Source organism: Agrobacterium pusense (genome assembly GCF_013285525.1).
Lineage (GTDB): Bacteria > Pseudomonadota > Alphaproteobacteria > Rhizobiales > Rhizobiaceae > Agrobacterium > Agrobacterium pusense.
Genome location: NZ_CP053857.1, coordinates 492,846 through 513,616, shown reverse-complemented (window position 1 = coordinate 513,616; position 20,771 = coordinate 492,846). Strand labels below are relative to the sequence as shown.

Below are 20,771 nucleotides of genomic sequence, written 5' to 3'. Positions count from 1 at the left end.
GGCTCCAGTCCGCAATCGTTAAAACATAAATCCGCTGGTGAAGGCACCGACATTAGTTGACTAATTTTATGGAATTTGTCAAAGAGTAATAGAATTATTTTCTGAAATTTACGGAAAATAGCGCCATAAAGAAAAGATAATTCCCATTATTGAGAATGGTTGGTTCACTATCCCAATCTCGTTCTCGTCCGAGGAACAAACTTCTTCCCAAGCGCAAGAGTTCAGTTTCGCCGGTTTTTTGCCGGTTCAATCAAGGAGAGGGTATCGCATGACTGTTTTCAACCAGACGACGCGGCGGGGATTTCTGCTGGCGTCGGTCGCCCTTGGCGTGGTGTCTTTGCCTGGGCTGAAGCTTCGCGCGGCAGAGCCTGCCAGTGGCGGAACAGCCACGTTGCTTATCTCGTCGGAACCGCCGGTGCTGACGACGATTGCGCACACGGCCTATAATTCCGTCTATATATCACCGAAGGTCACCGAGGGTCTGCTGACCTATGATTTCGATCTCAATCCCAAGCCGCTGCTGGCAAAATCATGGGATGTGAGCGCGGATGGCCTGCGTTACACCTTCAAGCTGAGACCCGGCGTTAAATGGCATGACGGCAAGCCCTTCACATCCGCCGATGTGGCGTTCTCCATCAACGCCATCAAGGAAGTGCATCCGCGCGGCCGCAACACATTCCTCAATCTGACTGCCGTCGAGACGCCGGACGAGCTGACGGCGGTGCTGGTGCTTTCCAAGCCCGCGCCCTACCTCATTACGGCGCTCGCCGCCGCTGAAACGCCGATCGTGCCGAAACACCTCTATGAAGGGACGAAAGTGACCGAAAACCCGGTCAATCTCGCACCCGTTGGCACCGGCCCGTTCAAGTTCAAGGAATGGGTACGCGGCAGCCATATCGTTTTCGAGCGCAATGCCGATTATTGGGATGCGCCGCGCCCTTATCTCGACAAGCTCATCGTACGCTTCATTCCTGATGCTTCCGCCCGCGCGATTGCCATTGAAACAGGCGAAATCGATCTCGCGCCCAGCACCCCGGTTGCCTATAGCGATCTCGACCGTTTGAAGGAGCTTCCGAGCCTCGGCTTCGAGACCAATGGCTATCAATATACCAACTCGATCAGCCGCGTGGAGTTCAACCTTGAAAAGGATGTCTTCAAGGACGTTCGCGTGCGCCGCGCTTTCGCGCATGTCATCGACCGCAACGTCATCTTCAACACCGTCAACTATGGTTACGGCGCGACGATCACCGGGCCGATCAATCCGAAGCTCACGAAATGGTTCGTGGATGATCTGAAGACCTATCCGATCGATCTGAAGGCCGCCGAAGCGCTGCTCGATGAGGCCGGATACAAGCGTGGTGCCGATGGCATCCGTTTCAAGCTCAATCTGGATTACGTGCCGAGCACCGAGGCCTATCCGCGCGGCGCAGATTATATTCGCCAGGCGCTGGCGAAAGTCGGCGTTGATGTGACAGTGCGCACGCAGGACTTCGCCACCTACACCAAGCGTATCTACACGGATCGCGACTTCGATTTTGCCTATGAGGGCATGAGCAATCTCTTCGATCCGACCGTGGGTGTGCAGCGGCTTTATTGGTCAAAGAACTTCAAGAAGGGCGTGCCTTTCTCCAATGGCGCGGCTTACAGCAATCCCAAGGTGGATGCACTTCTTGAAGCGGCCGCCATCGAGATCGATCCCGACAAGCGCGTTGCGCAATGGAAGGAGATCCAGCAGATCCTCGTCGAGGATGTGCCGGCCATCGACATCGTCGCAGCACCTGAAATCACCATCTACAACAAGCGTATCGCCGATCACACCATCGGTGCCGAAGGTGTGGCGGGAAGCCTCGCCTTCGCGCATATCGCCGCATCCTGATCGTCTCACCAGACCCGGCTCGCCCCTGCGGCGGGCCGGGATGTCTCCCTTCAGCCGACGGGCGCCGCAGCTTCGCTTTCCGGTGCCATCGTTTCATTGAGGCCATTCCATGAGCACGTCACTTTCTGAAATCTGGTACACACGCTGCCCGGTGCCCACGCCAGTGGGGCTCGCGGCGCAGCTGGGTTATCTCGAGCAGACCTTCAAAGAGGCCGGCATAGCGCTGAAATCCATCATCGACTCTCCTGACCGTTCCGTTCGCCAGAGCCATTTCAACCACACGCTGGAATGGTCGTTCCGCCATGGCGGCAATGTGCCGCCTATCCGTGCCCGCTCGGAAGGGCGTTATACGCGTCTCATCGGGGTGACGTGGACGGATGAGTTTCAGGCGATCATCACCCTGCCGGAAACCGGTATCCGTTCGCTTGCCGATCTGGTCGGTCGCCGTTTCGGCGTGCCGCGCCGGCCGGAGGGCATCGTCGATTTCATGCGGGCGACGGCGCTGAAGGGCATCGTTTCGGCGCTCTCGCTGGAAGGGCTGAAGGTCGAGGATATCGAACTCAAGGATATTGTCATCAAGGATTCGGTGCTCGCCTCGCAGGAAGGGCCGTCGCTGTTCGGCCTGAAGCGCCGGCAATCCTTCGGCGAGGAGGTCATCGCGCTCCTGCGCGGCGAGGTCGATGCGATTTTTGTCAAGGGAACGGCTGGCATTGCCGCCGCGAACCTGATCGGTGCGGTGCAGGTTGCGGAGTTCGGTTTTCACCCCGATCCGAAGATACGCATCAATTCCGGTTCGCCCCGGGTGTTGACGGTGGATGGGCGGCTTGCCGATGAGCGTCCCGATCTGGTCGAGCGGCTGGTTGCTGCCATCGGCAAAGCCTCGCTCTGGGCGGAGCAGCACCCCGAGGAGACGCGTCGTTTCATCGCGCGTGAGGCTGGCGCGACGGAGGAACAGGTTCTGGCCGCCAACGGCGCGGAGGTTCACCGCCATCTTGGCCTTGGTCTTGATGCCGACCTTGTCGGTGCCGTGGGCCATTACAAGGACTTCCTGCACCAGTGGGGCTTCCTTGAAAACGACTTCAATCTTGGCGCCTGGATCGATGATCGTTTCGTTACGGCGAACGAAAGGGCGGTGGCATGAGTGTTGCACTTTCCGCCGTTCCGAAGGCGCCGGCGCAGCGAGCGGATCCCGTGGCAGTGGCAACCGCGCTGGCCGAAGATTTCAGCCTGACGGCTGCGGACCATGACAAAAGCGGTGAATTCGCTGCGGGTAATTTCGAGGCGCTTTTCAAATCAGGCCTGCTCGGTCTTGTCACGGCTGAGAAGGATGGCGGCTGGGGCGAGGGCATGGAAACGACCCATGCCGTCATCACAACCATCGCCAAGGGCGATCCATCGACCGCTCTCATCCTCGCCATGCATTATAGCGTCCATGCCGCGATCCGGCGCGGCAAGTGGCCAGCGGTACTGGCCGCAAGGGTGCTGGCCGCCAATGGCCGGGAATTGGCACTCCTCAACAACGCGCAGGCAGAGCCGGGTGTCGGTTCGCCGGCCCATGGCGGCCTGCCGGAAACAACGGCGCGAATTGAGGGCGATGTCTGGGTCGTCAACGGCCGCAAGAGCTTCGTGACTGGCCTGCCGGGCCTGAAATGGGCGATCGTGCTTGCCGTGACGACGGAAGAGTCGCCGCGCCTCATCCAGCTTCTGGTTCCTCTCGACGCGACTGGAATCACCCAGGAAAAGGCATGGGAAGCGACCGGCATGTACGCCACCGCCAGTCACGATCTGGTGTTGGAGGACGTCAGGGTGCCACTTGCCGATATCGTGGCCGAGCAACCGGCGGATGAGCCGCTGCGGCGCGATGAAGTGGACGGTTACAATTTCTTCGTGCTGCTGGCTTCCGTCTATCACGGCGTCGCGCTCTCGGCGCGGGACGATCTGCTGCGCCATCTTAATGGCCATGTTCCGGCGAGTCTCGGGGCACCGCTGTCCTCCATCCCCCGCATTCAGGAAGGTCTCGGTCAGATCGAAGTATTGCTGGCGGCGAACAGACGCCTGCTTGCGTCCGTCGCCCGGGATATCGATGTGGGGGAGAGAGTGGGAACCGATGCACTGGCCGTTCGCCATGTCGTGATTGACAATGCGGTGGCGGTGACGGATCTGGCTCTGGAACTGGGCGGCAATCGCGGCCTGCGCCGGGACTACCATCTTGAGCGCCATCACCGCGATGCCATCACGGCACGGGCGCACGCGCCGCAGAGCCATATGATCCGCACGATCCTTGGCCGCCAGAGCATCAAGGCAGCCGGTGGCTGACCGGAGAAGGCATTGGGCGGCCCTGTTTCAGCAGGGTCGCCCGGCAGCGTCACCGCATCAATCCCGCAGCAGCGGCAGCAGCCTGTCGCCCTGTCGCTCAATTTCTTTCAGATAGGGCGTATCGGACAGCACGAAATGGGTGATTCCCAACTCACGATACTTCTTGAGCGACGTTGCGACATCTTCCGCTGATCCTACAAGCCAGGTCGTCCCGGCGCCGCCGCCACCGAATTTGCCCGGAGCGGTGTAAAGATTGTCGTCCAGCACGTCGCTCTGCCGGTGCAAGTCCAGAAGGCGGCGCTGGCCGACTGCGACTGCCTGAAGATGGTCGTTCCAGCGCACGCCATTGTTTGCGGCCATCTCGGCAACCTTTGCTTCCGCATCGCGCCACGCCTCGGCGGTCGTTTCGCGCACCAGCGTGGTGATCCGCAGGCCGAATTGCAGCGGCGGCAGATCGCGGCCGAGCGTTTCACTGAGGTACCTGAGCCGTTCTATCCGCTCACGCACACCGGCGAGCGGCTCTCCCCAGAAAAGCTGCACGTCGGCCTCGGTTGCGGCAACCTGCTCGGCTGCTTCGGAAGCGCCGCCGAAATAGAGTTTGGGATGCGGCCTGCCTTCGCGCGGCGCGATGCGCGGCAGGACAGTGGAGTTCTTCACCCGGAAATGCTCACCTTCGAACGAGACGTTTTCCTCCGTCCAGAGCCGCCGCACCAGCCGCATGAATTCTTTCGTGCGGGCATAACGCTGCGCCTGATCGCCTTCTTCGTCGCCATAGGCCGCAAGCTCATCCCTGCCGGAGACGATGTTGATCCTGACCCTGCCACCCGAAAGCTGGTCGAGGGTGGCGGCTGCCGATGCGAGGTTGGCCGGTTTCCAGTAGCCGGGGCGGATGGCGATCAGCGGTTCGAATGTGGTGGTGCGCGCAGTAAGCGCCGCCGCCACCGTGAAAGTGTCGGGTCTTCCCCAACCCGTGCCGACCAGCGCGCCTTTCCAGCCATGGGTTTCAAGCGCCCTGGCATGGCCCGTCAACGTGTCGAGACTGTTGTGATTATCGCTGACGGCATCGCCACGGTGACCGGGTTTGACGTCATTGGGGATGTACCAGAGAAATTCGCTCGTGCTGCTCACATTATCCGCCTGAATTTTCGTTTGTGGTGCGGCGGAGCGGCTCTGCGAAAGCCCGGCCTCTGCCACTTGGGCTACGGGAAGCGCAAGCCTACCCACGTGCGAGAATGGCAAAGCGGCGACGGCCCGGCGAAGCAGCGACGTTTCTTTTGTTGTCCGGCAGAGGAAAAGCTTTCCGTCTGGGAAGCCTAAATTGCACATATTTTCTATATAAAAAATTTGAGGAAATGATTTCCTCTGACGGACATTATCTTGGGAACCGAGAACGTATTTTCTGAACTATCGGATTTGTCTGGATCGTTTTTTCTCGTGCATCCAAAAGGTGAGCAAGGCGATAGTCGACTGGAATCATAAAATTCACCATGCTTGGTGCACTCGCACACAACCTACGGAGCAGGCATGTGTACCACCTTGATTGTTCCTGGCCTGAATGGTTCGGATGAAGGGCACTGGCAGCGACATTGGTTGCTGGATGATCCCGATGCCCAACTGGTCGATCAGGACAATTGGCAATGCCCGGTTCTCGACGACTGGCTTGACCGTCTGGAGGCAGCGCTGGCGACCGTCGAAAGTGCTTATATCGTCGCCCACAGCCTCGGTTGCCTGTTGGTGGCGAATATGGCGTCTCGACCCTCCGCCGCAAAGATCAGGGGCGCGCTTCTGGTTGCACCCGCTCATCTCGACCGCGTGGAGGCGATGCATCCCTGTATTGTGCGGTTCGGCGCATTTCCGCAGCAGCCGCTTGCTTTTCCGAGCCTCGTCGTGGGCAGTATGAACGATCCCTACATGGATGCCGAAGAGCTTTCGCGCAGTGCCAGCCTGTGGGGGAGCGATCTCATCAATCTCGGCGCCGTCGGGCATATCAATATTGCCAGCGGCTACGGACGATGGCCCGAGGGTTATGCTCTGCTCGAACGGCTGAAGATGGGTAACGCACCCGCAAAGGCGGGGACCCGATCGAGGTCGAACACACTGAGTGCGCTCAGTGATGCGTATTTTTGAAGAGAAGAGTGGTCGTTTGCGGTCCATGTACTGCCATTGGCCGTCGGAAACGGATTTTTTCCCTCACGCCGCAAGCTTGGTCCACATTTGCCGATGATCCTCTAATTATAGAATAGTAATTTTATCGAAATATTGACGATTTTGGATGATCGCCTGAGGATGGAGCGAGTAGAGCAAAGGAGGCGCACATGCCGCAGGGACTTCATGCGTTTACTTTCGATCTGTTCGGTTTGACCCGGCGTCAGCCGCATGACGAGGAACGGGTCAGCCTTCATCCCTTGGACCATTCCGGACGTATCAGGCGAGAAAAAAGCGATCTCGAACTCGAGCGGGAAGAAATCTGCGAAATGAATTTTGCAATGCTCGGCCTTTACCCGGTCTTCTGACGGCTATTGGCGAAGGCTTCGTTTCGCTTCGCAGGGCGGGTTATCCGGGAGAGAAACTCTCCATGCCGAATGGAAATTGGAACAAAATTTCTTAAACGCGCCGGGGAATTGGCTACCCTTTATCATCAGAACGCATTGCCCGAAGGGCGGATTGCAAAGGACCAGCCGATGAGCACAGCCGACAAACCCCTCGATTTTCTTTGGTTCATTCCCTCGTCGGGCGACGGTAGTTATCTGGGCTCCGACGATCTCGCGCGTCCTGCCGATCCCGGCTATTTTCGCGAAATCGCGCAGGCTGCCGATCGGCTGGGTTATTCCGGCGTGCTCATTCCAACCGGCGTCGCCTGCGAGGAATCCTTCATTCTCGCGGCCAATCTTGCGGCTTATACCGAGAAGCTGAAATTCCTCGTTGCCATCCGTCCGGGCGTTGCGTCACCCGCCTATTATGCCCGGCTGGCCTCCACGCTTGATCGTGTTTCCCATGGACGGCTGCTTCTCAACATCGTGGTTGGCGGCAGCGCGCAGGAACTGGGCGGCGACGGCATTTTCCTGCCGCATGACGAACGTTACGACCATGCCGACGAGTTCTTCCAGGTTTTCAATTCACTGATCGAAACCGGCAAAGGGAGCCTGGACGGCAAATATATCAAGGCGGTGGACGCAAGGCTCGGCCTGCCGCCGGTACAGGAGCCGCGCCCGCCGCTTTATTTCGGCGGCTCTTCCGATGCCGGCATCGAGTTTTCGGCTGGTATCACCGACAAATATCTCACCTGGGGCGAGCCGCCGGCACAGGTCGCTGAAAAAATCGCCAAGGTACGTGCGGCCGCCGCCAAAAAGGGCCGCGAGGTAACCTTCGGCATTCGCCTGCATTTCATCGTGCGTGAAACCGACGAGGAGGCCTGGGCCGATGCCGACAGGCTGATTTCGAAGCTCTCCGACGAGACCATTGCGTCTGCTCAGGAAGTATTCTCCAAAGCGTCGGATTCCGTCGGGCAAGCGCGGATGCAGGCGTTGCACAACGGCCGACGCGACCGGCTCGAGGTTTCCCCGAACCTGTGGGCGGGCATCGGGCTCGTCCGTTCGGGCGCCGGCACGGCGCTGGTCGGTTCGCCGAAGACGGTTGCGGCGAGACTGCGGGAATATCAGGCGCTCGGCATCGATACCGTCATTGCGTCCGGTTATCCTCATCTCGAGGAAGCCTATCGCGTTTCCGAACTGTTGTTCCCGGAAATCGGGCTCGGCGGACCGCGCGATCAGATCCGCTCGTCATTCGGAACAAAGCAGGTCTTTGGCGGCGGTGGCCATGGCGGCAACGTCAAACTTGTATCCGGGTCCTGAATGGCCTGCGAAAGGCAGGCCATTCTTCTTACGCCTCGTATCCTGCGGCAGGCTGCAACGGCGCAGAAGCATATAAAACATTATTTCTATAGAATTTTGTCATTATGGAAAAAGGTGCCTGTTTCCCACCCCATCGCCGCTGTTAGCTATTGAACAAATCAGCTTTTTCAGGAGCCACCGATGACATTGCAATATGCGGCCAAGGATCAACAATTCATCAATCTCCGTGACCCCGTTGCCGGCAAGGCTCCGGATGCCGACAGCCTCAAGGCGGCGCTGAGAACACTGGGCGGCGGCGTCAGCGTGATCACGGCGGGGGAAGGGGAGGCCCGAACGGGTGCGACCGTAACCTCGGCCACGGCGCTGTCGGTCGATCCCCCCAGAATTCTTGTCGCGCTCAATCGCTCCTCGTCCACATGGCCGGTCGTGCAGCGTTTCGGCCATCTCGCCGTGAACATTATCGGCCCCAACCATCAGTTCATCGCCAACCAGTTCGCCGGCATCGGCGGCCTGAAGGGTGCGGATCGTTATCGCGGTGCTGAATGGACCCGGCTGGCGAGCGGCGCGCCTATTCTTGAGGATGCTGTCGCGGCGATCGACTGCACCATTGAGGAAGCGATCGAACGGCATAGCCATGTCATCGTGATCGGCAAGGTGGAGGCGATCCGCGTCGGCTCCGGCTACTCGCTGGTCTATCAGAACGGGCGTTATCATTCGCTGGGTTAAGCGTCGGCCGCCGGCGCGTTACTTTGTCATTGTTTGAGGGAGTTGAGCATGGGATCCGTCACGCCTCTCGGCGAAAGACTTCGTTTCGTTCCTCCACGCCTTGGCGCGGATATTGATGTGCTGACCGTCGCACGGGCAATCGCCGCGAACTGCGGCGTTGAAAGTCCAGGACACATCCACGCTCGGATTGCCCGTTCCGGCCTTCTCGCTCTTTCCGTTCCAACGGAGCTCGGTGGAGCGGATATCACCAATGACATTCTGTCACAGGCGCTTGCCATTATTTCAGCAGCCGATGCCGAGGCGGCGCAGGGCCTCGTTGAACATTTCACTGCCCTTGAGTTCATCAGGAATGCGGGCAGCGAAGAGCAGCGCAGGGCGCTTTTCGCCCGTCTCGATCTTGGCGAGACATTCGGACTGGCAACGTCTGCCGCGAATCTGGACCAAGCGGTTACGGTGACGGAAGACGACTATGCCCTGCGGCTTCCCGACGACGTTGTTGGGTCGGTGAGGGGCGACGCGGACTGGATCGTCGTGCCAGCGGTCAATACGTCCGGGCAGCCCTTGCTTATCGTCTTGCGCAATCGCCCCAATACGTCGTGGGAGGGTCTGGTGCGTGCCGATCAGGTTGTGTTCCTGGCTCAGGGCGCCGGAAATCTGGCCACTTCCGTTTCAACACTTTTGAGGGCCGCAGTGGCGTTGGGACAAAAGCAGGGTGAGCTTTCGTCCCTGCTGATCGACAGGCTGGCGGATAAGAGTGCGGCGCGACCCGTCATAGGGGAAGTATTTCTCGCCATCGAACTCCTGAGGGCGCAGATAGCAGGCCTTGCGGCCAATATCGATGCGGCACAGGTTGGTGCAGAAAACGTCACCTTTCGCTCGGTTCGCAACAATGCCATCACGCTTGAAATCCTGATGGCACGCCTCGGTCTTGTCGAAGGCGTCAGCGAAGACGGATTGATCGCTTCGCTGGAGGACGATCTGCGCAGGCAATGAGTAGATCGCGAATGGCCGACCGTTCGAAATCTATTGACCGGCCGGAATGGCGTGGGCGTCCTGCCCGTCCTTCTCCACGAATTGCGCAAGCGTCATATTGTCCAGAATCGTTGCGATGGCGTCACGGACGTCCGTCATCGAAAGTCTGACCTGACAGGTCTCCGGATCATCGCAGTCGTCACAGGCTTCAAAGGCTGTGCGACTTGCGCAGCGGATGGGCGCCAGAGGACCGTCCAGCGTGCGGATAACTTGGCCGATCATGATTTCCGACGGCATTTTCGACAGTGAATAACCGCCATTGGGCCCCTTCTTAGAGCGCAGGATCCCGCTATTGCGCAGTTCCAGAAGAATGGTGTCGAGAAATTTTTTCGGGATGTTGTTACGGCTCGCAATCTCTGTCACGAAGGCGGTTTCGCCCTGGGGCAACCGCGCCAGATCGACAAGTGCTTTTAGTCCGTATTTGCCTTTTTTGGTCAACATCACATGATCCGAAAGAGAAACGGCACGTTTTACAGCGCCTCGCCATATTATTCCTGAGTTACTAAGTAGTTTTTACCGAATTTCGGCGCAAGCCCGTTTCGCCTTCGTTGGTGCTGAAAGCGGCCAGTTGCAACGTTATTTTAAGGTGACCCTCCGCGTTGCGGATGGCTCCCGCCTGCGCCGGCTTTCCGCGACACCATTGAAAACAATATTTTCTCTCATCGCGCCGCAACGTGGAACGATCATCCTTTATTAGTATATAAAATCCGTAGACAAAGTATGCATCAAAGACACGCGAGGTGATGATGTATACGCTCAGTTTGCTGGACAAGAGCCCTGTTCCCACGGGTGAGGACGCGGCGAGTGCATTCCGCGACACTATCAATCTCGCCAGACGTGCCGAAGAGCTGGGCTACCGCCGTTTCTGGGTGGCCGAGCATCACAATTCGCCGGAACTAGCCGGGTCCGCGCCGGAAGCGCTGGTTGCGTGGATATTGGCGAAGACCTCCCACATCCGCGTCGGCTCAGGCGGCGTCATGCTGCAGCACTACAGCCCTTACAAGGTTGCCGAGGTTTTCAACGTTTTGTCGTCGCTCGCGCCTGGCCGGGTTGATCTCGGCATCGGTAAGACACCGGGCGGGCTGCCGCTCGCGACGTCAGCCTTGCAGCAGGCCTATGATCCTGCCCGCAAACCGGATTTTGAAGCGGCCTTCGGCGAGCTTACCACATTCCTGTCCGGCGCCGCGCCGCACGAACACGCGCAGGCCGGATTGCGGGCAACTCCCGTACCGCCGGTCGCTGCGGAACGATTCCTGCTCGGCGCCAGCCCGGAAAGCGCGAGGCTTGCCGCTTCACGCGGATGGAATTTCGTTTTTGCCGGCCATCTCAATGGCGACGTGGAGGTTCTCCGCCGCAGCCTTTCGGCTTTCCGTGAAGAAAGCGGCGGAGTTGCCCCGGTCCTTGCCCTGTCCGCGTTTGCTGCCAGCGACCCCGCTCATGCCGCGCGGCAGGTCGAAGGTCAGCGCATTTACCGGGTGTTCCTCAGTGATGGCAGGGCCTTCAATCTGGGCCGGCGTGAACAGGCGGAGGAATTTGCCCGCCAGTCCGGCGATGCCGATTACCGCATCGAGGAGCGCAAGCCCAATGTCCTGCATGGCGGGCCGGAGGATATTCACAAGGCGCTTCGCGCGCTTTCCGAAGAGCACGGCATCGAGGAATTCATCATCGAGCCGCCGCATGTCGGGGCCGATCAGCGGCTTGCCTCGATCGAACTCTTGGCCACGCACCGCCTTTCCCGGGCGGCGTGATTTAGTCCTCAGGAGGAAATGACATGACGAGAAAGAAAATCCGTTTCGGCATCATGCTTCAGGGTCCCGGCGGGCATATGAACGCTTGGCGGCATCCCAAAAGCCCAGTTGACGCCAGCGTCAATTTCGAGTTTTTCAGGAAGAATGCGTTGAAGGCGGAGGCGGCCGGTATCGCCTTCGCTTTCGTGGCGGACGGGCTTTACATCAACGAAAAGTCGATCCCTCATTTCCTCAACCGGTTCGAGCCGCTGACGATCCTTTCAGCGCTGGCCGCGGTGACCTCGAAGATCGGTCTCGCCGGAACCGTTTCGACCTCCTATAGCGACCCCTTCACCATCGCCCGCCAGTTTGCTTCGCTCGATCTCCTGAGCGGTGGCCGCGCCGGATGGAATGCGGTGACGACACCTCTCGAAGGCACGGCGAAGAACTACAGCCGCAATCATCCTGAACATGCGCTGCGTTATGAGATTGCCGACGAATATCTCGAAGTCATCAAGGGTCTGTGGGACAGCTGGGACGATGATGCCTTTGTGCGCAACCGTGAGACGGGACAATTTTTCGACCGCACCAAACTTCACACCCTCGGCCATAAGGGCCGCTTTTTCCAGGTGGAAGGCCCCTTGAACATCCAGCGTTCGCCGCAGGGGCAGCCGGTAGTGTTTCAGGCCGGCTCATCCGATGCCGGCATCGGTCTTGCGGGCAAGCACGCTGATGCGGTCTTCACCAATTCCGCTTCACTTGAGGAAAACCAGACCTTCCTGAAGCGAGTCAAGCAGAGTGCCGTCGCGCAGGGCAGGTCCGCTGCCGATGTGAAGATCTTCCCAGGCATCGGTCCGATTGTCGGCGAGACCCAGGAAGAAGCGGAGGCGAAATACGACGTTATCCGCAACCTCATCACAATCGAGGAGGCGCTCGCCTATCTCGGCCGCTTCTTCGATCATCATGATTTCAGCGTCTATCCGCTGGATGAGCCTTTCCCTGACCTGGGCGATATCGGCAAGAACAGTTTCCGTTCAACGACCGACCGCATCAAGCGTCGCGCCAAGGAAAAGAACCAGACGCTGCGCGAGGCGGCACTGGAGGCGGCGACCCCGCGTGAGGGTTTCATCGGCACACCGGACAAGGTGGCTGACGAAATCATCCGCTGGGTGGAGCACGACGCTGCGGACGGCTTCATTCTCGGTTTTCCCGTGATCGCCGAAGGGCTGGATGATTTTATCCGCCTTGTCATTCCTGTGCTGCAGCGGCGGGGTTATTTCGATCCGCATCTGGACGGGGCGACGCTGCGCGACCATCTCGGGCTGCCTTTCCGGGAAAGCGTCTACACCCGGGGCGAAAGCGGTTCGGACAAGGCCATCGCATAAGATCGCGGCCGGAGGGCGACCCGGCCAGCGCAGACTTTCAGGACGCGGCGCGTAAAGGGTCGTGCAGGAGATAGAACCATGAACATCCACATTGACGGCGCGCGTCCGCAGGACGACGCCGAACGGGGAATCCTTGCCTTCATCGAGGAGAGCATCGCCATCCGGCGCGATCTCCACCGGCATCCGGAGCTCTCGCTGAAGGAGAAACGCACGGCCGCTCTCATCGCCCGTTATCTTCTGTCTTTCGGATATGAGGTGACGGAGGGCGTCGGCGGCCATGGCGTTGTGGCGACCCTCAAGCGCGGCCATGGCGAAAAACGCCTCGGTATTCGCGCCGATATCGACGCGCTGCCCATTGCCGAGGAAACCGGCCTTGCCTATGCCAGCGACACGCCGGGTGTCATGCATGCCTGCGGTCACGACGGCCATACGACCATCCTGCTCGCAGCAGCCCGTTATCTTGCCGAAACCTCGAGTTTTTCCGGCACGTTGACACTGATCTTCCAGCCCGCCGAGGAAATCGGCGCCGGCGCGAGGGCGATGATAAAGGACCGGCTGTTCGAACGCTTTCCGGTCGACGCCGTCTTTGGCCTGCATAACTGGCCGGGTGTCGAGGCGGGCCAGTTCGGTTTCGTTGAAGGTCCTGCAATGGCCTCCGTCGACAAGGCGAAGGTGCGGATTGTCGGCAGGGGCGGACACGGGGCAGCGCCGCACGAAACGGTCGACCCGGTTCTCGCCTCGGCAAGCTTCGTCACCGCGCTGCAAAGCATCGTTTCACGCAATGTCGATCCGCGCGAGATGGCGGTGCTGACGGTTGGCTCCATTCATGGCGGGACGGCTTCGAATGTCATTCCCGAGAGCGTCGAACTGCAGATCACTGCGCGCGCCTTCTCGCCGGTCGTGCGCGACAGGCTGGAGGAGCGGCTTCCGGCGCTGGCAAAGGCGCAGGCGGAAAGCTTTGGCGCAAAGGCCGAGGTTGCTTATGCACGGGGTTTTCCGCCCGTCATCAATCATGCCGTGCAGACGGCTTGCGCCCAAGATGTCGCCAGACGGCACTTCCCGCCAGGACAGATCGCCGAGAGCTTTCAGCCGAGAACGGCGAGCGAGGATTTCGCCTTCATGCTGCAGGAGCGGCCTGGTTCCTATCTCTTCGTCGGCAATGGCGACAGCGCGCCGCTGCACAGCCCTCACTACGATTTCAACGATACGATCATCGCGCCTGCGGCGCGCTTCTGGGTGCGTCTGGCGGAAGACTACCTCTCCTGACGCAAAATTTGGGACAAGGACATGAGCGACACTTTTTTCTACACATCGGTCAAGGATCCGCTCGCGACGCCGCTTCTTGAGGAGTTGCTGTTCGAATATGACAGCCGCTACGGCACATTTTTCAATGCGGAAGGGGCCAAGGCGGAGCTCAACAAATATCCGCCTGAGGCCTTCAGCCCGCCATCTGGCAACTTCCTGCTGCTCCTGCGTGACGGCAAGGCGATCGCCGGTGGGGCTTTCATGCGCTACGACGACGAGACGGCAGAATTCAAGCGCGTCTGGACACACTCCGCCCATCGCAGGCAGGGGCTCGCGAAACTTGTGCTGCGGGAACTGGAGCTGCAGGCGATCCGTCAGGGCTACGCCCGCGTTTATCTGACCACCGGCTTCCGTCAGCCAGAAGCGGTCGGTCTTTATCTGACCAACGGCTACCGCGCCCTGTTCGACACCGCGGCCGATCCCGAGACGATCAAGTCCCTGCCTTTTGAAAAATGGCTGTCTGAAGCTTCTGCGCCCATCAGGGATGGCGCATCGCTTTCGGCCGCGCGGCCGCAACTCTCTCCAGTTCATCCGTGAAAGGCCTTTTCCGATGACGATAGCTTCCGATTTTCCGAATGTCTCGGTGAGTGAACACAAGGGCGAGCCGGTCAGGGACGGTTACGCGCATTTCCGCGTCGTTCCTGCCCGCTATCCACTGCGTACGGCGGGCACCGTTCTTGCGGTTCTCATCATCGCGGCCGTCCTGCATTCCGTCTTCGGTAACCCACGCTGGGGCTGGAATGTATTTGCGGAATGGTTTTTCGCCGAACCGGTGCTTGTGGGGCTAGGCCGGACGCTGCTGCTGACGGCGCTTGGGGCTTTTCTGGGTTTCGTGCTCGGCACCGTTCTCGCCCTTGCCCGCGTTTCGGGGTCTCCCCTGCTTGTCGCGATCTCCTGGACCTATATCTGGATATTCCGTTCCATTCCGCTGATTGTGCTGCTGCTGATCCTCAATAATCTCGGTTATCTCTACGAGACCGTCACGATCGGCGTTCCCTATACCGGTATCAACTTCTTCAGCTGGAACACGACGCAGCTCATGACGCCCTTTGCGGCTGCGGTGCTCGGACTGACGCTACATGCTGCGGCTTTCTCATCGGAGATCGTGCGCGGCGGCATCCTATCAGTCGAACAAGGTCAGCTCGAAGCGGCGGCCTCGCTTGGCCTGCCGCGCCGCCGGCAGTTTTCGCGCATCGTGCTACCGCAGGCGATGAGAACCATTCTGCCCAATGGTTTCAACGAGATCATTCTCCTCGCAAAGGGAACGTCGCAGGTCTATATCCTCGCGCTGCCCGAGCTATTCTATACGATCCAGATCATCTATCGCCGCAATCTGGAAGTGATCCCGCTGCTGATGGTTGCCACCGTCTGGTATCTGGTGATCCTGACCGCGCTTTCCATCGTCCAGCATCACATCGAGCGGCACTTTTCGCGTGGCGCGCTGCGCAACCCTCCGCCCTCACTATTTGCAACGCTCTACCGCACAATCCGGCCGCGCCGGCCCTTGCCTGAAGCGGTGGAGGCACCAGCGCCTGCGGACGCTAGAGCCGAACGGCCGGCCGCCGTCAGGACCGGTAGTTTCCAGCTCGGAAATCGCGGTGGTTCGGTCAATATTCACGGTGTTTCGAAGTCTTTCGGCTCGCTGAAAGTCCTTGATGATGTCACCGTTTCCATTCCGGCGGGCAGTGTCACCACCATTCTCGGCCAGTCCGGGTCCGGCAAGTCCACCCTGCTGCGCTCCATCAATCACCTGGAACGCGTGGATGATGGCTTCATTGCCATCGACGGCGAACTGGTCGGATATCGCCAGCAAGGCGACACGCTCTACGAGCTGAAGGAGCGGGAGATCCTCAAGCGACGCGTTGAAGTGGGTATGGTTTTTCAGAGCTTCAACCTCTTCCCCCATCTTACCGCACTGGAAAATATAGCCGAAGCGCCGGTCGTGGTTCGCGGCATCAAGAAGGAGCAGGCCGAGGCGGAGGCGAGGGATCTTCTGGCTCGCGTCGGTCTTGCCGAAAAGTCCGGAGCCTATCCGCGTCAGCTTTCAGGCGGCCAGCAGCAGCGCGTGGCGATTGCGCGGGCGCTTGCCCTACGGCCAAAGGTGCTGTTGTTCGATGAGCCGACCTCGGCGCTTGATCCCGAACTCGTCAACGAGGTGCTTGACGTCATCAAGGAACTGTCCCGGTCCGGCGTCACCCTCATCATCGTCACGCACGAGATCGGTTTTGCCCGTGAAGTTTCCGACAGGGTGATCTTCATGGAGCAGGGGCGAATTCTCGAAACGGGTACGCCTGACAAGGTGTTCAATAATCCCGAGCATCCGCGCACAGCTGAATTCCTCGCCAAAGTTCTCTAATCAACAACAAGGAAACACTCACATGGCTTTTTCATCGAAATTATTATCCCTTCTCGCCGGTGGTCTTTTCACGGCCACTGCCGCGCTCATCCCGGCAGCGCATGCGCAGGAGGTTGACCTGTCGCCGGAGCAGAAGGGTCGCGTTCGCGCAGAAAAGGTGGAGGAGGCGATCAAGCTCCTGCCTGCCGGCCACAAGTTCGTTGCCGATGGAAAGCTGACGGTTGCGACCGTACCTTTCCGGCTGCCGCTGGTGGATTATGCGAGCGACACGAAGACGCCGATCGGCGTGGAGCCGGATATTGCCCAGCTCGTCGCCGACAGCCTTGGACTTGAACTTCAGCTTGTCCCCATCGCCTGGGCCGACTGGCCGCTCGGTCTCACATCAGGCAAATATGACGCCGTGACGTCTAATATAACGGTGACGGAGGCCCGCAAGGAAAAGTTCGATTTCTCCAGCTATCGCAATGACCTGCTGGGCTTTTACGTGGGCAACAACAGCAAGGTCACGTCAATCGGCAAGCCCGAGGATGTCGCCGGGCTGAAGGTGATTGTCGGCGCGGCCACCAATCAGGAGCAGATACTCTTGAAGTGGATCAAGGACAACAAAGCCAAGGGCCTGGCCGACACCGAGGTACAATATTACGACGACCAGGCGGTGCTTGATGTCGCCCTGCAATCCGGCCGCGCGGATGCCTATCTTGGCCCCAATGCCACCTCTGCCTTCCAGGCGGCAAGCCAGAAGAAGACGAAGCTCGTCGGCACCTTCTCCGGCGGCTGGCCCGAAGCGGCGGAAATCGCCGTCGCTTCGAAAAAGGACGCCGGTATTGCCGAAGCCATCACTGCCGCACTGAATGCCCAAATCAAGAACGGCAACTACGGCAAGGTTCTCGCCCGCTGGAATCTGGGCTCGGAGGCCATCACCGAATCCCGCACAAACCCGCCCGGTCTGCCCAAGAGCTGAGAAGGCATATCGCTGACAGCCAAGTTGCCGAAAAAGCTGAGTTGAAGGTGGGACATCACTCAGCCGGTAGCGCGGGCCTCCTCCCGCCCGCGCTACCTCCGTCCCGCGATCAATATCGGGAAACACCAATGACTTTCACCTTTCGCCTGACCTCCGTCACGCTCGGCGCCTTTCTTTCCTTTGCCGGCTTCGCGTCTGCTTTCGCAGATGATGTATTCGATCTGTCGCCGGATCAGCCTGGGCGTGTCAGGGTCGAGAAGGATGCCGGCGCCATTGCCGCCATCCCGAAGGATTTCCGGTTCGTCTCACCAGGCAAATTCACCGTGGCCGTTTCACCGGGCGGCCCGCCGCTGGCCACTTACGCAACCGACGCGAAGACTGTCGTAGGGGCCGATCCCGATTATGCGCTCGCCGTTGCCGACAGTCTCGGGCTTGAGCTGGAACTGGTGGCGGTCGCCTGGGCGGACTGGCCGCTGGGGCTCGCGTCGGGCAAATACGATGCGGTGATCTCGAATGTAGGTGTCACGGAGCAGCGCAAGGAAAAATTCGACTTCTCCACCTACCGGCAGGGTCTCCACGGCTTCTTCGTCAAGTCCGACAGTGGCATAAGCGCTATCAGGGAGCCGAAGGATGCGGCGGGGCTGCGTATCATCGTCGGCGCCGGCACCAATCAGGAGCGTATCCTGCTGAAATGGAGCGACGAGAACGTTGCCGCCGGTTTGAAGCCGATCGAGCTGCAATATTACGACGATGAAGCAACGCGGCTTGTAGCCCTTTCGGCAGGGCGGGCGGATGTAATCGTTCAGCCGCATGCCCAGCTGGTTTTCATCGCAGCGCGAGACAAGACAATCAAGCGTGTCGGGACCCTTTCCGCCGGATGGCCGGAACGTTCCGACGTTGCAATCACCACCCGCAAGGGTTCGGGACTGGCCGATGCATTGACACTCGCCACCAACGATCTGATCAAGAGTGGTGCCTATGCAAAAATTCTCGACCGCTGGCAACTTTCCGAAGAGGCCCTGCCGGAATCGCGGACCAATCCTCCCGGACTGCCGAAAAGCTGACCTGCAGATGAGATGCGGCGGACTGCAATACCCGCTGGGTCATCCCCGCGGGTATTTGTCCGTCAGAAATCCGCGACCTTGCCCCAGGCCGAGCTGTTAAAACGGCTGGGATGATAAGGCGCGGGATCGACGATCGGGCTGGCGCCAGTGACGATATCGGCAATGAGGTGGCCCGCTCCCGGACCTATGCCGAAACCATGGCCGCTGAAGCCCGCGGCGAGGATGAAGCCGGGCAATTCGCTGGTTTCACCAATGGCAGGTACGCCATCCGGCGTGCTGTCGATAAAGCCGGCCCATGTGGTCGAAACCTGCGTTTTGCGTAGAGCAGGCAGGAGCTGCAAAGCTCTTTCATGGGTTTCGCGTATCGCTGCCGCATTCGGTTTCGGATCCAGAATGCGAACCCGTTCCATGGGGGTCGGCGCATCGAGGCGCCAGTTTTTCAGCGACTCGTGGCCACCGCGAACGCCTTCCAGGCCGCCTGGCCTGAGACTGCGCCAGCGCTTGAGGAACATCGGCACGAACTCACGCGCAAACCGCGCCTGCTGCGCCGTCGGGTCAATGCGTCCAAGCCCGCTGATGGCGAGCGTATAGCCCCCATTATTCCGCTTCGTTACCGAGACGGCGGCAGTGTGCAGCGCATCCGGCAGACCCTCCGCGCCGGGCGTAACGGCGAGAATAGAGGACCGAACCGAAGCCTGCGGAAAACGGATGCCCAGCTGGCGGCAGAATGAAGAGGCCCAGGCGCCGCCGGACATGATCGCCGTTTTCGTGCGGATGGTTCCTTTTTCGGTAACGACGGCGCTGACGCGACCATTTTCCGTCTCGAGGCCCCGCGCGGCGCAGTTCTGATGCACCGTGCCGCCCAGCTTCATGATGGCACGCGCTACGGCGGGGGCCGCCATGGAAGGATCGGCTGTTCCGTCGGTCGGTGAAAAAACGCCCCCCCTCCAGCGTTTTCCGGTCGCATGCCCACGCTCGCTCGCTTCATCTGCGCTCAACATATGGGTCGTCACGCCGGCAGTAAGGGCAAAGTCGCGCCAGCGCGCCCATCCAGCAAGCTCGGCCTCGTTGTCGCTCAGGTAAAGCAGCCCGCAGCGGCGAAAGCCGGTGTTCTCGCCGCTTTCGGCCGCAAATCGTTCCCAGAGCGTAAGGCTCTGCGTCGAAATCGGCAATTCCCTTGCGTCGCGGTTCTGCTGCCGGCACCAGCCCCAGTTCCGGCTGGATTGCTCCGCGCCGATAAGGCCTTTTTCGACAAGGGCGACTTTCAGGCCGCGCTGCGCGAGGTAATAAGCAGCGAATACGCCGACGATGCCGCCGCCGATGATGACCGCGTCAGCCGCTTTCGGCAGGTCCGGCGATGTCGTTATCTGTTGCAGCGGGGCGGGCATGGTCTGACTCCTTATAGTCGTCCTAATTTACCTTGGCCGACGCGCAAACGTTGCCAGACTGGGCTCTCTGACGGAATTTTCTGCTGTTCGCAGACCTCTCTGCAACTCTTTCTGCTGAATGAAAAAAACATCGTTGCGTCGACAGCGCGCGTCCATGTGGTAAGATTTCAATTGCCGCGCCAGAATTTTATGCCGCGTGTCTGAAAAAACAAAAGGGGTTCCGCACGTGATGAAACTTGACCGGATCGATATCAAGATTCTCTATGAACTTCAGAAAAACGGTCGCATCACCAATGTCGAGCTGGCGGAACTTGTCAATCTTTCGCCAAGCCCCTGCCTGATGCGGGTGAAGAAGCTCCAGTCGGAAGGTTATATCGAGGGGTATTCGGCGCAGATCAACATCAACAAACTCGGCCAGACGCTGACGGTCTTCACCGAGATCACACTCAAGAATCATCGCCAGATCGATTTCGCCCGCTTCCTCGGGGTCGTTGAAAAAATCGACCAGGTGGTGGAATGCCATCTCGTTTCCGGCGGTTACGACTACCTCCTGAAATTCGTCACGTCGGGCATTGTCGAATATCAGTCGATCATGGAAAGGCTGACCGATATGGACGTGGGCATCGACAAATATTTCAGCTTCGTGGTGCTGAAATCGCCGATTATCAAATCGCATATGCCGCTGACCAGCCTGTTTCCGCTTTGAAGTGAGAGGTAGTACATCAGACGTCCGCAGAACCGATGGGTTTGACAGGGGGTTGCACTTACACTCCGTCACCCCGGA

At 59.6% G+C, this 20,771-nt stretch carries 19 protein-coding genes; 16 read left to right on the top strand and 3 right to left on the bottom strand.

Translation table 11 applies throughout. The features are described from left to right. The first annotated feature begins 268 nt into the window (after window positions 1-268). The 3 genes from HQN82_RS15965 to HQN82_RS15955 all read left to right on the top strand — a co-directional run bounded on the left by HQN82_RS15965 (window position 269) and on the right by HQN82_RS15955 (window position 4,192). The gene (locus HQN82_RS15965) at window positions 269-1,876 is read left to right on the top strand and encodes an ABC transporter substrate-binding protein (RefSeq protein WP_037091315.1); all 1,608 of its coding nucleotides are present in this window, start codon (window positions 269-271) and stop codon (window positions 1,874-1,876) included. Between the two features lie 109 nt (window positions 1,877-1,985). After that, window positions 1,986-3,017, top strand: coding sequence for an ABC transporter substrate-binding protein (locus tag HQN82_RS15960; RefSeq protein WP_064263466.1), 1,032 nt, complete (start codon window positions 1,986-1,988; stop codon window positions 3,015-3,017). Then, a complete protein-coding gene (locus tag HQN82_RS15955) occupies window positions 3,014-4,192 on the top strand; it encodes an acyl-CoA dehydrogenase family protein (RefSeq protein WP_064263465.1) in 1,179 nt (392 codons plus the stop codon). The genes HQN82_RS15960 and HQN82_RS15955 overlap by 4 nt, the downstream gene beginning before the upstream one ends. Window positions 4,193-4,249: 57 nt before the next feature. Here the strand turns inward: HQN82_RS15955 and HQN82_RS15950 are convergent, their stop codons facing one another. Then, window positions 4,250-5,320: an LLM class flavin-dependent oxidoreductase gene (locus tag HQN82_RS15950; RefSeq protein ID WP_060942336.1), complete on the bottom strand. Its 1,071-nt coding sequence runs from the start codon at window positions 5,318-5,320 to the stop codon at window positions 4,250-4,252. A gap of 396 nt (window positions 5,321-5,716) precedes the next feature. On the opposite strand from HQN82_RS15950, the gene HQN82_RS15945 reads away from it, so the two are divergent. The 5 genes from HQN82_RS15945 (at window position 5,717) to HQN82_RS15925 (ending at window position 9,762) form a co-directional block, all read left to right on the top strand. Continuing rightward, a complete protein-coding gene (locus HQN82_RS15945) occupies window positions 5,717-6,319 on the top strand; it encodes an alpha/beta hydrolase (RefSeq protein WP_064263464.1) in 603 nt (200 codons plus the stop codon). 188 nt (window positions 6,320-6,507) lie between these two features. After that, window positions 6,508-6,705, top strand: coding sequence for a hypothetical protein (locus HQN82_RS15940; RefSeq protein ID WP_064263463.1), 198 nt, complete (start codon window positions 6,508-6,510; stop codon window positions 6,703-6,705). A gap of 168 nt (window positions 6,706-6,873) precedes the next feature. After that, window positions 6,874-8,043 carry an FMNH2-dependent alkanesulfonate monooxygenase gene (gene ssuD, locus HQN82_RS15935; protein ID WP_006698427.1) on the top strand — a complete coding sequence of 390 codons (1,170 nt, stop codon included), beginning with the start codon at window positions 6,874-6,876 and terminating at the stop codon, window positions 8,041-8,043. A gap of 180 nt (window positions 8,044-8,223) precedes the next feature. Beyond that, the gene (locus tag HQN82_RS15930; RefSeq protein ID WP_004445459.1) at window positions 8,224-8,769 is read left to right on the top strand and encodes a flavin reductase family protein; all 546 of its coding nucleotides are present in this window, start codon (window positions 8,224-8,226) and stop codon (window positions 8,767-8,769) included. 48 nt (window positions 8,770-8,817) lie between these two features. After that, the gene (locus HQN82_RS15925) at window positions 8,818-9,762 is read left to right on the top strand and encodes an acyl-CoA dehydrogenase family protein (protein WP_064263461.1); all 945 of its coding nucleotides are present in this window, start codon (window positions 8,818-8,820) and stop codon (window positions 9,760-9,762) included. Window positions 9,763-9,792: 30 nt separating this feature from the next. Here HQN82_RS15925 and HQN82_RS15920 read toward each other — a convergent pair whose 3' ends face one another. Next, a complete protein-coding gene (locus HQN82_RS15920; RefSeq protein WP_004445456.1) occupies window positions 9,793-10,242 on the bottom strand; it encodes an RrF2 family transcriptional regulator in 450 nt (149 codons plus the stop codon). A gap of 302 nt (window positions 10,243-10,544) precedes the next feature. Between HQN82_RS15920 and HQN82_RS15915 the strand changes: the two genes are divergently transcribed. The 7 genes from HQN82_RS15915 (at window position 10,545) to HQN82_RS15885 (ending at window position 18,599) form a co-directional block, all read left to right on the top strand. Further along, window positions 10,545-11,549, top strand: a complete 1,005-nt coding sequence (locus tag HQN82_RS15915) for an LLM class flavin-dependent oxidoreductase (RefSeq protein ID WP_035206909.1) — start codon at window positions 10,545-10,547, stop codon at window positions 11,547-11,549. A gap of 23 nt (window positions 11,550-11,572) precedes the next feature. After that, window positions 11,573-12,913: an LLM class flavin-dependent oxidoreductase gene (locus HQN82_RS15910; RefSeq protein WP_004445454.1), complete on the top strand. Its 1,341-nt coding sequence runs from the start codon at window positions 11,573-11,575 to the stop codon at window positions 12,911-12,913. 78 nt (window positions 12,914-12,991) lie between these two features. Continuing rightward, window positions 12,992-14,179 carry a M20 aminoacylase family protein gene (locus HQN82_RS15905; protein WP_064263459.1) on the top strand — a complete coding sequence of 396 codons (1,188 nt, stop codon included), beginning with the start codon at window positions 12,992-12,994 and terminating at the stop codon, window positions 14,177-14,179. Between the two features lie 21 nt (window positions 14,180-14,200). Further along, the gene (locus tag HQN82_RS15900; RefSeq protein ID WP_064263457.1) at window positions 14,201-14,755 is read left to right on the top strand and encodes a GNAT family N-acetyltransferase; all 555 of its coding nucleotides are present in this window, start codon (window positions 14,201-14,203) and stop codon (window positions 14,753-14,755) included. A gap of 13 nt (window positions 14,756-14,768) precedes the next feature. Then, window positions 14,769-16,574 carry an amino acid ABC transporter permease/ATP-binding protein gene (locus tag HQN82_RS25675; protein WP_077985899.1) on the top strand — a complete coding sequence of 602 codons (1,806 nt, stop codon included), beginning with the start codon at window positions 14,769-14,771 and terminating at the stop codon, window positions 16,572-16,574. Window positions 16,575-16,596: 22 nt separating this feature from the next. After that, the gene (locus HQN82_RS15890; RefSeq protein ID WP_004445450.1) at window positions 16,597-17,535 is read left to right on the top strand and encodes an ABC transporter substrate-binding protein; all 939 of its coding nucleotides are present in this window, start codon (window positions 16,597-16,599) and stop codon (window positions 17,533-17,535) included. Between the two features lie 128 nt (window positions 17,536-17,663). Continuing rightward, window positions 17,664-18,599, top strand: a complete 936-nt coding sequence (locus tag HQN82_RS15885; RefSeq protein ID WP_004445449.1) for an ABC transporter substrate-binding protein — start codon at window positions 17,664-17,666, stop codon at window positions 18,597-18,599. Between the two features lie 62 nt (window positions 18,600-18,661). Here HQN82_RS15885 and HQN82_RS15880 read toward each other — a convergent pair whose 3' ends face one another. Continuing rightward, window positions 18,662-19,987: an NAD(P)/FAD-dependent oxidoreductase gene (locus tag HQN82_RS15880; protein WP_064263456.1), complete on the bottom strand. Its 1,326-nt coding sequence runs from the start codon at window positions 19,985-19,987 to the stop codon at window positions 18,662-18,664. Window positions 19,988-20,216: 229 nt separating this feature from the next. Here HQN82_RS15880 and HQN82_RS15875 point away from each other — a divergent pair, with 229 nt between their 5' ends. Further along, window positions 20,217-20,693 carry an Lrp/AsnC family transcriptional regulator gene (locus HQN82_RS15875; protein ID WP_004445447.1) on the top strand — a complete coding sequence of 159 codons (477 nt, stop codon included), beginning with the start codon at window positions 20,217-20,219 and terminating at the stop codon, window positions 20,691-20,693. Window positions 20,694-20,771: the final 78 nt, after the last annotated feature.

Excerpts from the sequence above, each read along its gene's own strand:
- HQN82_RS15965 (WP_037091315.1), top strand. The coding sequence starts at position 269 with ATGACTGTTTTCAACCAGACGACGCGGCGGGGATTTCTGCTGGCGTCG.
- HQN82_RS15960 (WP_064263466.1), top strand. The coding sequence starts at position 1,986 with ATGAGCACGTCACTTTCTGAAATCTGGTACACACGCTGCCCGGTGCCC.
- HQN82_RS15955 (WP_064263465.1), top strand. The coding sequence starts at position 3,014 with ATGAGTGTTGCACTTTCCGCCGTTCCGAAGGCGCCGGCGCAGCGAGCG.
- HQN82_RS15945 (WP_064263464.1), top strand. The coding sequence starts at position 5,717 with ATGTGTACCACCTTGATTGTTCCTGGCCTGAATGGTTCGGATGAAGGG.
- HQN82_RS15940 (WP_064263463.1), top strand. The coding sequence starts at position 6,508 with ATGCCGCAGGGACTTCATGCGTTTACTTTCGATCTGTTCGGTTTGACC.
- ssuD (WP_006698427.1), top strand. The coding sequence starts at position 6,874 with ATGAGCACAGCCGACAAACCCCTCGATTTTCTTTGGTTCATTCCCTCG.
- HQN82_RS15930 (WP_004445459.1), top strand. The coding sequence starts at position 8,224 with ATGACATTGCAATATGCGGCCAAGGATCAACAATTCATCAATCTCCGT.
- HQN82_RS15925 (WP_064263461.1), top strand. The coding sequence starts at position 8,818 with ATGGGATCCGTCACGCCTCTCGGCGAAAGACTTCGTTTCGTTCCTCCA.
- HQN82_RS15920 (WP_004445456.1), bottom strand. The coding sequence starts at position 10,242 with ATGTTGACCAAAAAAGGCAAATACGGACTAAAAGCACTTGTCGATCTG.
- HQN82_RS15915 (WP_035206909.1), top strand. The coding sequence starts at position 10,545 with ATGATGTATACGCTCAGTTTGCTGGACAAGAGCCCTGTTCCCACGGGT.
- HQN82_RS15910 (WP_004445454.1), top strand. The coding sequence starts at position 11,573 with ATGACGAGAAAGAAAATCCGTTTCGGCATCATGCTTCAGGGTCCCGGC.
- HQN82_RS15905 (WP_064263459.1), top strand. The coding sequence starts at position 12,992 with ATGAACATCCACATTGACGGCGCGCGTCCGCAGGACGACGCCGAACGG.
- HQN82_RS15900 (WP_064263457.1), top strand. The coding sequence starts at position 14,201 with ATGAGCGACACTTTTTTCTACACATCGGTCAAGGATCCGCTCGCGACG.
- HQN82_RS25675 (WP_077985899.1), top strand. The coding sequence starts at position 14,769 with ATGACGATAGCTTCCGATTTTCCGAATGTCTCGGTGAGTGAACACAAG.
- HQN82_RS15890 (WP_004445450.1), top strand. The coding sequence starts at position 16,597 with ATGGCTTTTTCATCGAAATTATTATCCCTTCTCGCCGGTGGTCTTTTC.
- HQN82_RS15885 (WP_004445449.1), top strand. The coding sequence starts at position 17,664 with ATGACTTTCACCTTTCGCCTGACCTCCGTCACGCTCGGCGCCTTTCTT.
- HQN82_RS15880 (WP_064263456.1), bottom strand. The coding sequence starts at position 19,987 with ATGCCCGCCCCGCTGCAACAGATAACGACATCGCCGGACCTGCCGAAA.
- HQN82_RS15875 (WP_004445447.1), top strand. The coding sequence starts at position 20,217 with ATGAAACTTGACCGGATCGATATCAAGATTCTCTATGAACTTCAGAAA.